This window comes from Shinella sp. GW821-FHT10F02 (assembly GCF_058809275.1).
On record NZ_JBXASL010000004.1, the window covers coordinates 499,877 to 513,440 of the forward strand.

Genomic DNA, 13,564 nt, shown 5'->3' on the forward strand with positions numbered 1-13,564 from the left:
CGTATGAGCTTCTTTTCCGACAGTGATTCGCCCAGCAACCTTGCCGAATATTCGGTGTCGGAACTTTCCGGCTCCATCAAGCGCACCGTCGAGCAGGCCTTCGACCAGGTGCGGGTGCGCGGCGAGATTTCCGGCTATCGCGGCCCGCATTCCTCGGGACACGCCTATTTCTCGCTGAAGGACGATCGGGCGCGCATCGACGCGGTGATCTGGAAGGGCAGCTTCTCGAAGCTGCGCTTCAAGCCGGAGGAGGGCATGGAGGTGATCGCCACCGGCAAGGTCACGACCTTCCCCGGCTCCTCGAAATACCAGATCGTCATCGAGACGCTGGAGCCCGCCGGTGCCGGCGCGCTGATGGCGCTACTGGAGGAACGCCGCCGCAAGCTCGCCGCCGAGGGGCTGTTCGATACGGAGCGCAAGAAGCCACTCCCCTTCCTGCCCAGGGTGATCGGCGTCGTCACCTCGCCGACCGGTGCCGTCATCCGCGACATCCTGCACCGCATCGCCGACCGGTTTCCGGTCCATGTCATCGTCTGGCCGGTCAAGGTGCAGGGCGAAGGATCCGGCCAGGAGGTGGCGGCGGCGATCGACGGTTTCAATGCGTTTCAGCCCGGCGGGCCGATGCCGCGGCCGGACGTGCTGATCGTCGCGCGCGGCGGCGGCAGCCTGGAGGACCTCTGGAGTTTCAACGACGAGATCGTCGTGCGCGCCGCCGCCGCCTCGAAAATCCCGCTGATCTCCGCCGTCGGCCACGAGACGGACTGGACGCTGATCGACCACGCCGCCGACCGGCGCGCGCCGACCCCGACGGGGGCCGCCGAAATGGCTGTGCCCGTCAAAGCCGACCTCGACGCGGAAATCGCCTCGCTCACGGCCCGCCTTCGCGGCGCCGTGGCCCGCCAGATGGACAATCGCCGCCAGGGAGTGCGCGCACTTGCCCGGGCGTTGCCCTCGCTCGACCAGCTGCTTGCACTCCCCCGCCGCCGTTTCGACGAGGCGGCCACCGGGCTCGGCCGCGGCTTGCAAATGAACACGGTCAACAAGCGCCGCACCTTCGAGCGCACGGCCGCGCATCTTCGGCCCGACGTGCTCTTGACCCGCATCGCCGAGCGCCGCCAACGCGTCACCGACCGCGTGCAACGCGCCGAGCGTATCATCGAGCGCCGGCTCGACCAGTTCCGTGCCCGCCTTTCCGCCTTCGACGTGTCGCTGCGCGCGACACCGGCCCGCATCGCCGCGCAGACCGGCCGGTCGCGCGACCGGCTGACGGGCCTGGCGCTGCGCGCCGAAAGCGCGCTTGCCGGCACTCTTGCCCGCCGCCACGCGTTGCTTCAGGCACAGGACCGCATGCTGCAATCGCTCTCCTATCGCAACGTGCTGAAGCGCGGTTATGCGCTGGTGCGCGACGAGGACGGGGCACCGGTCAATGCCGCGGCGGAACTGGGGCCGGGCCGGGCGATCGCCATCGAATTCGCCGACGGCACGGTCGATGCCGTCACGGGTTCGGGCGGCGGCACGCCGTCGCGCAAGAAGGGCGCGAAGGCGGAGCCGGAAAAACCGGCGCCGCGCCAGGGTTCGCTGTTCTGATGCGCATCCTGCTCGTGCTCGCCCATCCGCTGGAAGAGAGTTTTGCCGCTAGCGTCGCCGAGACGGTGCGGCGGAAACTGGTGGCAAACGGCCATACGGTCGATCTTCTCGACCTCTACCGCGAGGATTTCGATCCGCGGCTGACGCCCTCCGAACGCGCCCGCTTTTTCGAGCCGGGTTACGACCCTTCGGAGGCGGAACCCTTCGTTTCGCGGCTGAAGGCGGCGGACGGGCTCGTGCTGGTCTTTCCGCAGTGGTGGTTCAATTTCCCGGCCATCCTGAAGGGCTTTTTCGACCGGGTGTTTGCCCCCGGCGTGGCCTATGAAAACGATCCGGCGGGCGGGCGCATCCAGCCGCGCCTCGACAATATCCACCTGTTCTGGGCCTTCACCACGACCGGTTCGCCTTGGTGGATCGTGCATCTCTACATGGGCAACCCGGTGAAACGGCTGCTGAAGCGCGCCATCGCCGCCTTCTGCGCCAAGGGCCTCGATTTCAAGCTGGTCAATCTCTACGACATCGATCGCAGTAGCGAGGCCAAGCGCAAGGCGCATATCGCGCGGGTCGAAAAGCTGGTCGACCACATCTGACTATTCGAATTCGGCGAGGAATTTCCGCAGCAAGCCATCCAGCGCCGCGCGTTCCCCGTCATCCAGGCCTTCCAGCAGCCGATGCTGGTTCTCTACATGGGCGGTCACCGTCGCATCCACCACGGAAAAACCCTTCGGCGTCAGCGCGATGATCACGCCGCGCCGGTCCTCCGGATTGTGCGAGCGTTCGATGAGCCCGGCTTTTTCCAGCTGATCCAGGCGATTTGTCATCGTGCCGGAGGTCACCATGGTGGCCGCCAGCAGGTCGCCCGGCGAGAGCCGGTAGGGCGGCCCGGACCGGCGGAGCGTCGCCAGCACGTCGAAACTCGCGGCGTTGAGCCCGTTTTCGGCAAGCGTCTTGTCGATCTCCCGGGCAAGATGGGTGCGCAGCCGCGCGATGCGGCCGAGCAGGCCCATCGGGCCGACATCGAGGTCCGGCCGTTCTCGGGTCCACTGGGCTAAAATTCTGTCGACGTGATCCATGGGCGGAATTAAAGGCGAATTTAACTTGACGTCAAGATAATCTCATTTATCTTGACGTCAAGATTCTTTATATGGAGATAATCATGTCTCGCAGCACCGATATCCTCCTCACCGCCGCCGCACCCGCCATCTGGGGCAGTACCTATATCGTCACCACCGAGCTGCTACCGGCCGGCTATCCGCTGACCCTCGCCATGCTGCGCGCGCTGCCGGCGGGCCTTCTCCTGCTCGCCGTCGTGCGGCAATTGCCGCAGGGCATCTGGTGGGGGCGGACGTTCCTGCTCGGCGCGCTGAACTTTTCGTTCTTCTGGGCAATGCTTTTCGTTTCGGCCTATCGCCTGCCGGGCGGCGTCGCCGCCACGGTCGGCGCCATCCAGCCGCTGATCGTGCTCGGCCTGTCACGCGCCGTAATGGGCACGGCGATCCGGCCGCTTTCGGTCGTCGCGGGTCTCGCCGGCATTGGCGGCGTGGCGCTGCTCGTGCTGACGCCGGCCGCCCATCTCGACCCGATCGGCATCGCCGCGGGCCTTGCCGGCGCCGTGTCCATGGCCTTCGGCACCGTGCTGTCGCGCCATTGGCAGCCGCCGGTGCCGCCGCTCACCTTCACCGCGTGGCAGCTGACGGCGGGCGGCTTGCTGCTCGTGCCCGTCGCGCTGTTCTTCGAGCCGGCGCTGCCGGTTCCGACAGCGGAAAACCTCGTCGGCTTCCTTTATCTCGGCGTCATCGGCGCAGCGCTCACCTATATCGTCTGGTTCCGCGGCCTCGCCCGGCTCGACCCGGCAACCATCTCGCCGCTCGGTTTCCTGAGCCCGCTCGTCGCCGTCGTGCTCGGCTGGGCGCTGCTCAGGCAGGATCTCAGCCTCCTGCAGATCGCCGGCATGGTCGTGGTGCTGGGAAGTGTGTGGCTCAGCCAGTGGGCGCAGGCGCAGGGTGCCGTGCGGATCAGTCCGCGCCCTGCATCGCCCGCCGCCGTGCGGCCGTCAGCCCCATGAAGACGGCGTGCGCCAGGTCGGCGTCGATCATCGCGGAAAGGCCGGCCGCCGTCGTGCCGCGATATTCCATGAAGAGTTCGACGATATCGGCCGGCGTATCGCTGATGCTCGCCATCTGCGTGGCGGCGCCGAGGAAAAGCTGGCGCACGGCAAGATCGGCCGTCTCGGGATCGATGCCCGCCTCGATCGCATGGCGGATCATTGCATCCGCCACCAGCGCCGGGAAGGCGGCGCCCGAGCCGGTGAGCGCGGTGAAATAATCGAGCTCGTGTTCGTTTGTGATAAAATGCGCGCGGCCCGAGGCGGAGAAGAAGCTTTGCGCGAATTCCGCCTCGGACTTGCGCACGTCATCCGTCGCAAACCACGGCGTGAAGGACTGCCGCTGCTCGGCGCAGGCATTCGGCATGGCGCGCACGATGCGCCTTGCACCAAACCGGTCGGTGATCTCGTCCACCGAGACGCTCGCCATGACGGAAATCACGAAACGGCCGCGAAGATCGAGGTCGATATCGTCGAGATCCGAAGGGCGGACGGAGAACACGATGACGTCGGACGCATCCACCAGAATGGAATTGTCCGTCGTCATATGCACGCCCGGCCAGGCTTCGAAGCCGGAAATATTGCCGGAGCGCGAGGACAGCACGAGATCGGCCGGCTTGACGATGCGGTCGGCAAGCACGGGCCGAAGCAGAGCCCCGGCCAGCCATCCGCCACCGCCGATCACGCCGATATGGGTCATGCCCACTCGCCGCGTCGCATGACGGGCATGCGGCTGCCGTCGGCACGGATGCCGTCGATATCCACCTTGTCGGAGCCGATCATCCAGTCGATGTGGATGAGGCTTTCATTGCCGCCCTGCGCGCGGATCTGCTCGGGCGAAAGGCTCGCGCCGTCGAGGAAGCACTTCGAATAGCACTGGCCGAGCGCGATATGGCAGGAGGCGTTTTCGTCGAACAGCGTGTTGTAGAACAGGATGCCGCTCGCCGAAATCGGCGAGGAATGCGGCACCAGCGCCACTTCGCCGAGCCGGCGCGCGCCCTCGTCGGTGTCCAGCACCTTGTTCAGCACCGCCTCGCCCTTCGAGGCCTTCGCCTCGACGATGCGGCCGCCCTCGAAGCGCACCTGGATATCGTCGATCAGCGTGCCCTGGTGGGAAAGCGGCTTGGTGGAGGAGACATGGCCCTCGACGCGCAGCGCATGCGGCGTGGTAAAAACCTCTTCCGTCGGGATGTTCGGGTTGCAGGTGATGCCGTTCTTCGCCGTCGCGGCACCGCCGTGCCATTCATGGCCATCGGCGAGGCCCACCGTCAGGTCCGTGCCCGGCCCCGTGAAATGCAGCGCGGAAAAGCGCTCGCCGTTGAGCCAGGCCGAGCGGCTGGCGAGATTGGCGTTGTGCGCCCGCCAGGCGCCGACCGGATCGGCGACATCGACGCGCGACGCTGCGAAGATGGCGTTGGCGAGCTTTTCGACCGCCACGTCCTCCGGGTCGTTCGGGAAGACCTGCTTGGCCCAGGAGGGGTTCGGATAGGAGACGATATTCCAGTTGATGTCGAAATTGGCGATCTTCTCCAGCGCCGGTTTGTAGGCGGTGGAGTTCGCCTTGTTGGCGCGGGCGACCTTGGCCGGGTCCTCGCCGGACAGAAGCATCGGGTTGTCGCCGGAAATCGCAAGGCGCGCCGCGCCATTGGCATAGGCCTTGGCCATGCCCTCGTAGAGCCAGTCGGTCGCGCGGTCGAAGCTCTCGTCCGGCGCATGATGATAGCGGGCGAGCGTCGTCTCTTCGTCGGAATAGAAGGTGCTGACGAGACCCGCGCCGGCCATATAGGCGTGTTTGGTGATGAGGCGGGCGAGCGGCAGGGCGGCGACCGGCGCCGTTACCACGAGATCCTGCCCCTTCTGGAGCTGAAGGCCGACGCGCACCGCGACTTCGGCGAGCTTGTCGAGCTTTTGCGGATCGATGGCAGGGGCGGAATTTTCGGGATAGGTCATGGCATGCCTGTCTGTTCTCAAAATGGATAGAGGAAACTTAGTGTGCTTGTCGCCGGAAGAGAAGGCGCAATCAGGCAATGACCGGCGCCGAAATCGCCTTCAGCGCCGCAAGCGCATCGCGCGGCGCCAGCCGCACCTGCAAACCGCGCTGCCCGCCGTTGATATAGACGGCCTCATGCACGAGTGCGGCTTCCTCGATTGCCGTCGGCACCTGCTTCTTCTGGCCGAAGGGACTGATGCCGCCGACCACGAAACCGGTGAGCCGCTCGGCATCCGCCGGCTTCATCATGTTCGCCGACTTGCCCTTGAAGGCGGCGGCCAGCTTCTTCATGCTGACCTCGCAATCTGACGGCACGATGACACAGACCGGCTTGCCATCCACCTCGGCCATCAGCGTCTTCAGCACGCGTGAAGGGTCCTCCCCCAGCGCCTCGGCGGCCTGGATGCCGACGCGGTCGGTAGTCGGGTCGTAGTCGTAGGTATGGACGGTGAAGGAAGTGCCGGACTTGGCGAGCGCCTGGGTGGCGCGGGTGGTTTTGGACATGGCGGGCCGTCATCGAAGCGGATTGGGTGGTCCGCATGGGTGCCGGAGCGGCGGGGCCGTGTCAATTGTCGTCGGCGAAGCAGCCCCTCATCCGGCTGCCGCAACCTTCTCCCCGCTAGCGGGGAGAAGGTTAGAATGAGGGGCTACCTCAAGCCCGCTCCAGCACCACCGCGATGCCCTGGCCGACGCCGATGCACATGGTGGAGAGCGAGCGCGTCTTGCCGGTCAGTTGCAGTTCCAGCGCCGCCGTGCCGGTGATGCGGGCGCCGGACATGCCGAGCGGGTGGCCGAGCGAGATGGCGCCGCCGTTCGGGTTGACGTGATCCGCATCATCGGCGATGCCGAGTTCGCGAAGCGTCGCCAGGCCCTGCGAGGCAAAGGCTTCGTTGAGTTCGACGACGTCGAAATCGGATGGTTTCAGGCCGAGGCGGGCGCAGAGACGCTGCGTCGCATAGACCGGGCCGATGCCCATGATGCGCGGCGGAACACCCGCCATGGCACCGCCGAGAATGCGGGCGATCGGGGTCAGGCCGTATTTCCTGACCGCCGCCTCCGACGCGATGATCAGCGCTGCCGCACCATCGTTGACGCCGGAGGCATTGCCCGCCGTCACCGTGCCGCCTTCCTTCTTGAAGGGTGTGCCGAGCTTGGCAAGCGCTTCCATCGTGGTCGCGCGCGGATGTTCGTCCTTCTCGACGACCACCGGATCGCCCTTGCGCTGCGGGATGGTGACGGGGGTGATTTCCTTCGCCAGCCGCCCGTTCGCCTGCGCTTCGGCGGCCTTCGCCTGCGAGCGCACGGCGAAGGCGTCCTGGTCCTCGCGCGACACCTTGAAATCCTCGGCGACGTTCTCACCGGTCTCCGGCATGGAATCGACGCCGTATTGCTTCTTCATCAGCGGATTGACGAAGCGCCAGCCGATGGTCGTGTCGTAAATTTCCGCATTGCGCGAGAACGCCGTCTCGGCCTTGGGCATGACGAAGGGCGCGCGGCTCATGCTTTCGACACCGCCAGCGACGATCAGTTCCGCCTCGCCCGCCTTGATGGCGCGGGCGGCGGCGATGACGGCATCCATGCCGGAGCCGCAGAGCCGGTTGATCGTCGTGCCCGACACCGAAACGGGCAGGCCGGCGAGCAGCGAGGACATGCGGGCGACGTTGCGATTGTCCTCGCCTGCCTGGTTGGCGCAGCCGAAGATGACGTCGTCGACCGCTTCCCAGTCGATGCCGGTATTCTTCGCCATCAGCGCCTTCAGCGGGATGGCGCCGAGATCGTCGGCGCGTACCGACGAGAGCGAGCCGCCGAAGCGGCCGATGGGCGTGCGGATATAGTCGCAGATATAGGCTTCGCTCATGGTCTTTCCTCAGATTTCCGGCCTCAGATTTCCGGCACGACGAGATCGGCTACGGGGCCTTCGACATGGAGTTTCGCGCCCGTCATAGCCTGCAACTCTTCGATCGTCATGCCCGCCAGCTTTTCGCGCAAAACGAAGCGGCCGCCGGTCACGTCGATCACGGCGTGGCTCGTATAGATGCGGGTGATGCAGCCGACGCCGGTGAGCGGGAAGGTGCATTTTTCGACGAGCTTCGGCTCGCCGTTCTTGGTAACATGCTCGGTGATGACGACGACCGATTTGGCGCCGTGCACCAGGTCCATCGCGCCGCCGACGGCCGGCACGCCCTTGGAGCCGACGCGCCAGTTGGCAAGGTCGCCGTTCTCCGCCACCTGGTAGGCGCCGAGGATCGCGACGTCGAGATGGCCGCCGCGCACCATGGCAAAACTGTCGGCATGGTGGAAGAAGGCGGAGCCGGGCTTCAGCGTGACGGCCTTCTTGCCGGCATTGATGAGGTCCCAGTCCTCCTCACCGGCCGGCGGCGCTTCACCGAAGTCCAAGAGGCCGTTTTCCGTATGAAAAATCGCCTCGCGGCCCGCCGGCTGATAGCGCGCCACCATTTCGGGAAAGCCGATGCCAAGGTTCACATAGGCGCCGTCGGCAATGTCCTGCGCCGCGCGCCAGGCGATCTGGGCGTTGGAAAGCTTGATGTCTTCGCGTGTATCGACAGTCATGCGTAGGCCACTCCTGCGCGGATGAGATCTTCTTCCTGCCGGGCATCCGTCACTTCCACGACGCCATCGACGAAGATGCCGGGGGTGACGACGTGTTCCGGCTCGATGCCGCCCGGCTTCACCAGTTGCCTGACCTGCACGAAGGTCTTTGCCGCCGCCATGCACATCAGCGGGCCGAAATTGCGGGCCGCCTTGTTGTAGGTGAGGTTGCCATGCGTATCGCCGACATGCGCCTTCACCAGCGCAAAATCCGCCTTGAGCCAGCGTTCCTGCACATACATGCGGCCATCGAATTCGGCGGTCGGCTTGCCCTTGGCGAGCTCGGTTCCGTAGCTCGTCGGCGTGTAGAAAGCGGGGATGCCGGCGCCGCCGGCGCGGATGCGCTCGGCGAGCGTGCCCTGCGGCACCAGCTCCAGCTCGATCTTGCCGGCCAGATAGCGATCGGTGAAGGCGCGGGGGTCGGTCGAGCGCGGGAAGGAGCAGATCATCTTGCGCACCAGCCCGGCATCGATCATCGCGGCGATGCCGATGCGGCCGTTGCCGGCATTGTTGTTGATGACGGTCAGGTCCTTGGCGCCCTTGTCGATGAGCGCGTGGATCAGCTCGATCGGCGCACCCGAGCCGCCGAAGCCGCCGATCATCACCGTGGCGCCATCGCCGATGCCGGCCACCGCCTCCGCCAGACTTTTGATGGTCTTGTCCATGCAAAATCTCCCGTTGTTGCAGCAGAGGTAAATCCGAAGGGGAAAAGCGGCAAGGCATTTTGTGCGTTATTTGACTTTTGTTCAATAATCGCACAAACTATAGAAAAGCGAGGTCACAATGCGCGAAACGGATTTCATCGGCGGGTTTGCCAAGGGGCTTCGGGTCATCGAGGCCTTCGGCGAGACAAAACCGCGGCTCACCATCACCGATGTCGCGAAGGAAACCGGCCTCGACCGGGCGACGGCAAGGCGTTGCCTGCTGACGCTCGCCGAACTCGGCTATGCCGCCTATGACGGAAAGTTCTTCGAGCTCACGCCAAAGATCCTGCGGCTCGGCCATGCCTATCTTTCCGCGACGCCGCTGCCGCGACTCGTACAGCCCTATCTCGACCAGCTCTCCGAAAAGGTCGGGCAGAGCGCATCGGCCTCGGTGCTCGATGGCACGGAGATCGTCTATGTGGCGCGCGCGGCGCAAAAACGCGTCATGTCGATCAACCTGATGCCGGGCTCGCGGCTGCCAGCCTATTGCGCCTCGATGGGCCGCGTACTGCTCGCGGCCCTGCCCGAGGCGGAGGCGCGGGCGATCGTGGAGGCCTCCGACCGGCCGGCGAACACGCCGTTCACAAAGACCGACCCGGACGACCTGATGGCGGAATTTTCCCGCGTGCGCCGGCAAGGCTATGCCGTCATCGACCAGGAGCTGGAAATCGGCCTCTGCTCCATCGCCGTTCCGCTGGAAAATGCCCGCGGCCGGGTCGTCGCGGCGCTCAATATCGGCGCGCCGGCAGCACTTGCGACCGCCGACGAGATGGTCGAGCGCTACCTGCCCGCGATGCGCGAGGTGCAGGCGGCGTTGCGGCAGGTGCTTGCCTGAGCCGGACTTGACAGAGGTCAGGGGCCGACCCCACCTGTTGCAGTGCAGCAGGAGACCGCCATGCGCGACGACGACAGCAAGCTCACCCGCACCAAACGCAAATGGGCGGACGAGGGGAAATTCCTGACCGGCCGCATCGCACGGCCCGAGACCGACCGCCTGCCGCCCGGCCAACATCTGGTGAAAGACTGGCCGGTACTCGATCTCGGCCAGCAGCCGGTGATCCGCCCGGAAAGCTGGCGGCTGGACGTGAAGGGCGGGGCGGAAAACCCGACATCCTTCGGCTGGATGGATTTTCTGGCGTTGCCGCAGAGCCAGAAACTTTCGGACATCCACTGCGTGACGACGTGGTCGCGCTACGACAACCGCTGGGAAGGCGTTTCCACCTGCGACCTGCTCGACCTCGTCATGCCGCGGCCGGAGGCGGATTTCGTGCTGCTGACGAGCTATGACGGCTATACGACCAACCTCCCGCTTGCCGATTTCGCGGCGGAAGACGCCATCCTCGCCACCCATTGGGAAGGCAAGCCGATTTCCACCAAACATGGCGGGCCGATGCGCCTCGTCGTGCCGCATCTCTATTTCTGGAAGAGCGCCAAGTGGCTGACGCGCATCGATTTCCTGCCCGGCGACCAGGCCGGCTTTTGGGAGCGCAACGGCTATCACATGCGCGGCGACCCATGGCGCGAGGAGCGTTATTCCGACGACTGAGCGGCGAGCCGCGCCCGTTCGTGCAGCCGCCAGGCACGCGGCGTCTCCCCGGTCTCACGCAGAAAGTAGCGCGAGAAATAGGCGGGGTCGGCAAAGCCAAGGCGCACGCCAATTTCCTGCGCCGGCATTTCGGTGAAGACCAGTTCGCGCTTCGCCTCGTCGATCATCTTGCGCCCGATATAGGCATGCGCCGAAAGGCCCGTCGCCGCCTTGACGATGCGGTTGAGGTGCGTCGGCGAAATACCGAGCTTTTCTGCGTAGAAACCGGCGGGTCTTTGCGCGCGAAAATGCTGCTGGATCAGGCCGTTCAGGTGCTCCATGCGCCGCGCCACAGCGCCCTCCGGCGCATCGTCACGGCCTGAAAGCCGCGCCGTCAGCGTCAGCACCGAGACAAGATAGGCCTCCATCAGGTCCGTGCGGCCGTTGCGCCGGGCCGCCCATTCGGCGGCGAGCCGTTCCAGCGTCGCGATGACGAAGGCGCCGTCCGGATCACCGGCATCGAGCGGCATCACACGCGGCTCTGCCGCGAAACGCCCTACCTCGCCGGCAAGGCGCAGATGCGAGGCGAGCATGGTGAAGACGTGGCCGTCCACATCGCGCGAGAAGCGGAAGCCGTGGTCGATGCCGGGCGGCACTGTGACGACGGCGGGCGGCGTCAGCGTCACCTTCCCGGTGCCGAACAACGCATCGCCCGATCCGGCGGAAATGTACAGGATCTGGAAAAAGCTGTCGTGCCGATGTAGGCCGATCTCATAGCGGTGCAGGCTGCTGCGCGACGGGATCGTTTCGCAGTGCAGCCAGAAGTCCGGCGCATTGTCGGTGCGTTCGCCGTAGAGATCATAGGTCGGGACGTGTCTGGTCATGCCGGCACCGTCGGTTCGCGATGTTCGATTTGTACAAGTTCGGGACCGATCCGTCCATTGCCAGCACCCACCCTCCTCCCTGACAATTTGCGCAATGCCAGGTCGGGAGGATGTCATGCGTGTTCAGGTCGCCATTATCGGCTCGGGTCCATCGGGCCTGCTGCTCGGGCAGCTGCTCGGCAATGCCGGCATCGAGACCGTCATCCTCGACCGCTCCAGCAAGGCGCATATCCTGAGCCGCGTGCGCGCCGGCGTGCTGGAGGAGGGCACGGTCGGGCTGATGGAAAAGGCGGGCGTCGGCGCCCGCATGCGGGCCGAGGGTCTGCCGCATGACGGGTTTTCGCTGGCGTTCGACGGCCGCGACCATCGCATCGACCTTTTCGATCTCACCGGCGGCAAGCGCGTGATGGTCTATGGCCAGACGGAGCTGACGCGCGACTTGATCGAACAGCGCGAAGCCGATAGCCGGCTTACGATCTACGAGGCGGCGAATGTCACGCCGCACGATTTCGATGATGCCGCACCCTATGTGACCTATGAGAAGGATGGCCTCACCCATAGTATCGACTGCGATTTCATCGCCGGCTGCGACGGGTTCCATGGCACGAGCCGCAAGGCGGTGCCGGAGACGGCGATCCGCACCTTCGAAAAGGTCTATCCGTTCGGCTGGCTCGGCATTCTTGCCGAAGTGCCGCCCGTCAGCGACGAACTGATCTACGCCAACCATCCCCGCGGCTTCGCGCTCTGTTCCATGCGCTCCGAGACCCGCAGCCGCTACTATATCCAGGCGGCGCTGGACGAGAAGATCGAGGCCTGGTCGGACACCCGCTTCTGGGACGAACTGCGCCGCCGGCTTCCCGCTCATCATGCGGAGGCGATGGTCACCGGTCCGAGCTTCGAGAAATCGATCGCGCCCTTGCGCTCCTTCGTCGCCGAACCGATGCGTTTCGGCCGCCTGTTCCTCGTCGGCGATGCCGCGCATATCGTGCCGCCCACCGGCGCCAAGGGGCTGAACCTTGCGGCAAGCGACGTGCACTACCTGTTTTCCGGCCTGATGGAGCACTATCAGGACCGCTCCAACGCCGGCATCGACGCCTATTCGGGGCGCGCGCTCGCCCGGGTCTGGAAGGCCGTTCGTTTCTCCTGGTGGATGACGACCATGCTGCACCGCTTTCCCGAAACCGGCGATTTCGACCAGAAAATCCAGGAAGCCGAGCTCGATTATCTCACGCATTCGCGCGCGGCGGAGACGGTGCTGGCGGAAAACTACGTCGGTCTGCCCTACTGACGCGCGGCCCAGGCGGTGACCGAGGCGATCATCGTCGCGTGATGTTCCGGCGCATCCGCAAGGGCTGCCAGTTCCCATAGGCGGTGCACGCCGGTGAGGAGATGGATGCGGGCGCGGTCGAGCGTGCGGCCGGTCAGGCGCTCATAGCCGTCGACGATGCGCGCGGTCAGGTCCGGGCTGATGAAATTCGAATAGATGAAATCCTGGTGCAGCGGGCCGAAGCCGGAATCGGCGAAGTCGTAAAGGCCGTTCAGCCGTCCCGCCGCGTGGTCGAATGCCATGTTCCAGCCGTGACCGTCGAAGAAGCCGTAGGTTTCGCCATGGGGGTCCGGCGGCAGGGTGCGCCAGCCGGCTATCGTTTTCTCGGCGAAGCCGTGCAGCGCCTCCGGCAGAAGCGGCAGGGCACCGGCGACGATTGCGTTCGCATCGAGCCAGCGCTCGACAGGCCGCGCACCGGCCGCCGCCATCACGTCGCGATCGAGGGAATGGAGCTCGGCATAGAAGCGGGCGAGCGTCTCGGCGAGTTGCTGCTGCGCGGAGTCCGGCAGTGCCTCATATTGCGCCGTCTCCAGATGCTCGCCGGGAATGATCGCGTGCTCGGAGAAGAGCGGTTCACCCTCATGCAGGCACAGATCCGGAACTCGCATCGTCACATGCGGGCGCACGGCGGTGAGGATCGAGGCCTCGCGGCGCAGCGCCTGCTCCGCTTCCGCACCTTGCGGGAATTTGAAGACCAGGCGCTCGTCCACCGCGACCGCGCGCGAATGCCAGCCGCCCGGCAGCAGCCGGAAGGAGGCCGTCGCGAGATCGGGATGACGCGCGACGATTGCCGCGCGAAACGGGTCGAGTTCGTATGTCATGGGCACTCCTAG

15 protein-coding genes are annotated in these 13,564 nt (G+C 65.7%); 6 read left to right on the forward strand and 9 right to left on the reverse strand.

Annotated elements, in window-relative coordinates; genetic code table 11:
- Positions 1-3 precede the first annotated feature (3 nt).
- The gene (xseA, locus tag AC1RWL_RS15590) at positions 4-1,587 is read left to right on the forward strand and encodes an exodeoxyribonuclease VII large subunit (protein ID WP_493095222.1); all 1,584 of its coding nucleotides are present in this window, start codon (positions 4-6) and stop codon (positions 1,585-1,587) included.
- Positions 1,587-2,177 (forward strand): NAD(P)H-dependent oxidoreductase, encoded by a 591-nt coding sequence (locus AC1RWL_RS15595; protein WP_439614819.1) that lies wholly within the window; start codon positions 1,587-1,589, stop codon positions 2,175-2,177. Before xseA ends, AC1RWL_RS15595 begins: the two co-directional genes overlap by 1 nt.
- Here AC1RWL_RS15595 and AC1RWL_RS15600 read toward each other — a convergent pair whose 3' ends face one another.
- The gene (locus tag AC1RWL_RS15600) at positions 2,178-2,660 is read right to left on the reverse strand and encodes a MarR family winged helix-turn-helix transcriptional regulator (RefSeq protein ID WP_439614818.1); all 483 of its coding nucleotides are present in this window, start codon (positions 2,658-2,660) and stop codon (positions 2,178-2,180) included.
- Between the two features lie 71 nt (positions 2,661-2,731).
- On the opposite strand from AC1RWL_RS15600, the gene AC1RWL_RS15605 reads away from it, so the two are divergent.
- Positions 2,732-3,652, forward strand: a complete 921-nt coding sequence (locus tag AC1RWL_RS15605) for an EamA family transporter (RefSeq protein WP_493095223.1) — start codon at positions 2,732-2,734, stop codon at positions 3,650-3,652.
- Here the strand turns inward: AC1RWL_RS15605 and AC1RWL_RS15610 are convergent.
- From AC1RWL_RS15610 to AC1RWL_RS15635, 6 genes are all read right to left on the reverse strand, one after another.
- The gene (locus AC1RWL_RS15610; protein WP_439614817.1) at positions 3,603-4,391 is read right to left on the reverse strand and encodes a pyrroline-5-carboxylate reductase family protein; all 789 of its coding nucleotides are present in this window, start codon (positions 4,389-4,391) and stop codon (positions 3,603-3,605) included. The two genes, AC1RWL_RS15605 and AC1RWL_RS15610, sit on opposite strands and share 50 nt — an antisense overlap.
- Positions 4,388-5,641, reverse strand: coding sequence for an aminopeptidase (locus AC1RWL_RS15615; RefSeq protein ID WP_493095224.1), 1,254 nt, complete (start codon positions 5,639-5,641; stop codon positions 4,388-4,390). The genes AC1RWL_RS15610 and AC1RWL_RS15615 overlap by 4 nt, the downstream gene beginning before the upstream one ends.
- 70 nt (positions 5,642-5,711) lie before the next feature.
- Positions 5,712-6,185 carry a Cys-tRNA(Pro) deacylase gene (ybaK, locus tag AC1RWL_RS15620; RefSeq protein ID WP_439614815.1) on the reverse strand — a complete coding sequence of 158 codons (474 nt, stop codon included), beginning with the start codon at positions 6,183-6,185 and terminating at the stop codon, positions 5,712-5,714.
- Between the two features lie 148 nt (positions 6,186-6,333).
- The gene (gene pcaF / locus AC1RWL_RS15625) at positions 6,334-7,539 is read right to left on the reverse strand and encodes a 3-oxoadipyl-CoA thiolase (protein ID WP_493095225.1); all 1,206 of its coding nucleotides are present in this window, start codon (positions 7,537-7,539) and stop codon (positions 6,334-6,336) included.
- 23 nt (positions 7,540-7,562) lie between these two features.
- A complete protein-coding gene (locus AC1RWL_RS15630) occupies positions 7,563-8,252 on the reverse strand; it encodes a CoA transferase subunit B (protein WP_493095226.1) in 690 nt (229 codons plus the stop codon).
- Positions 8,249-8,956 carry a 3-oxoacid CoA-transferase subunit A gene (locus AC1RWL_RS15635; RefSeq protein ID WP_493095227.1) on the reverse strand — a complete coding sequence of 236 codons (708 nt, stop codon included), beginning with the start codon at positions 8,954-8,956 and terminating at the stop codon, positions 8,249-8,251. The genes AC1RWL_RS15630 and AC1RWL_RS15635 overlap by 4 nt, the downstream gene beginning before the upstream one ends.
- A gap of 118 nt (positions 8,957-9,074) precedes the next feature.
- Between AC1RWL_RS15635 and AC1RWL_RS15640 the strand changes: the two genes are divergently transcribed.
- Together AC1RWL_RS15640 and AC1RWL_RS15645 are read left to right on the forward strand one after the other, a co-directional pair.
- Positions 9,075-9,830, forward strand: a complete 756-nt coding sequence (locus AC1RWL_RS15640; protein WP_493095228.1) for an IclR family transcriptional regulator — start codon at positions 9,075-9,077, stop codon at positions 9,828-9,830.
- A 60-nt stretch (positions 9,831-9,890) separates the two neighbouring features.
- Positions 9,891-10,541, forward strand: coding sequence for a sulfite oxidase-like oxidoreductase (locus tag AC1RWL_RS15645; protein WP_493095229.1), 651 nt, complete (start codon positions 9,891-9,893; stop codon positions 10,539-10,541).
- Here AC1RWL_RS15645 and AC1RWL_RS15650 read toward each other — a convergent pair.
- Positions 10,526-11,404 (reverse strand): helix-turn-helix domain-containing protein, encoded by an 879-nt coding sequence (locus AC1RWL_RS15650; RefSeq protein WP_493095230.1) that lies wholly within the window; start codon positions 11,402-11,404, stop codon positions 10,526-10,528. The two genes, AC1RWL_RS15645 and AC1RWL_RS15650, sit on opposite strands and share 16 nt — an antisense overlap.
- A 115-nt stretch (positions 11,405-11,519) precedes the next feature.
- On the opposite strand from AC1RWL_RS15650, the gene pobA reads away from it, so the two are divergent.
- Entirely contained in the window at positions 11,520-12,692 is a 1,173-nt protein-coding gene (pobA, locus tag AC1RWL_RS15655; protein WP_493095231.1) for a 4-hydroxybenzoate 3-monooxygenase, read from the forward strand.
- Here the strand turns inward: pobA and AC1RWL_RS15660 are convergent.
- Complete coding sequence (locus AC1RWL_RS15660) at positions 12,686-13,552, reverse strand: phosphotransferase family protein (protein WP_493095232.1); 867 nt, start codon at positions 13,550-13,552, stop codon at positions 12,686-12,688. The two genes, pobA and AC1RWL_RS15660, sit on opposite strands and share 7 nt — an antisense overlap.
- Positions 13,553-13,564 lie beyond the last annotated feature (12 nt).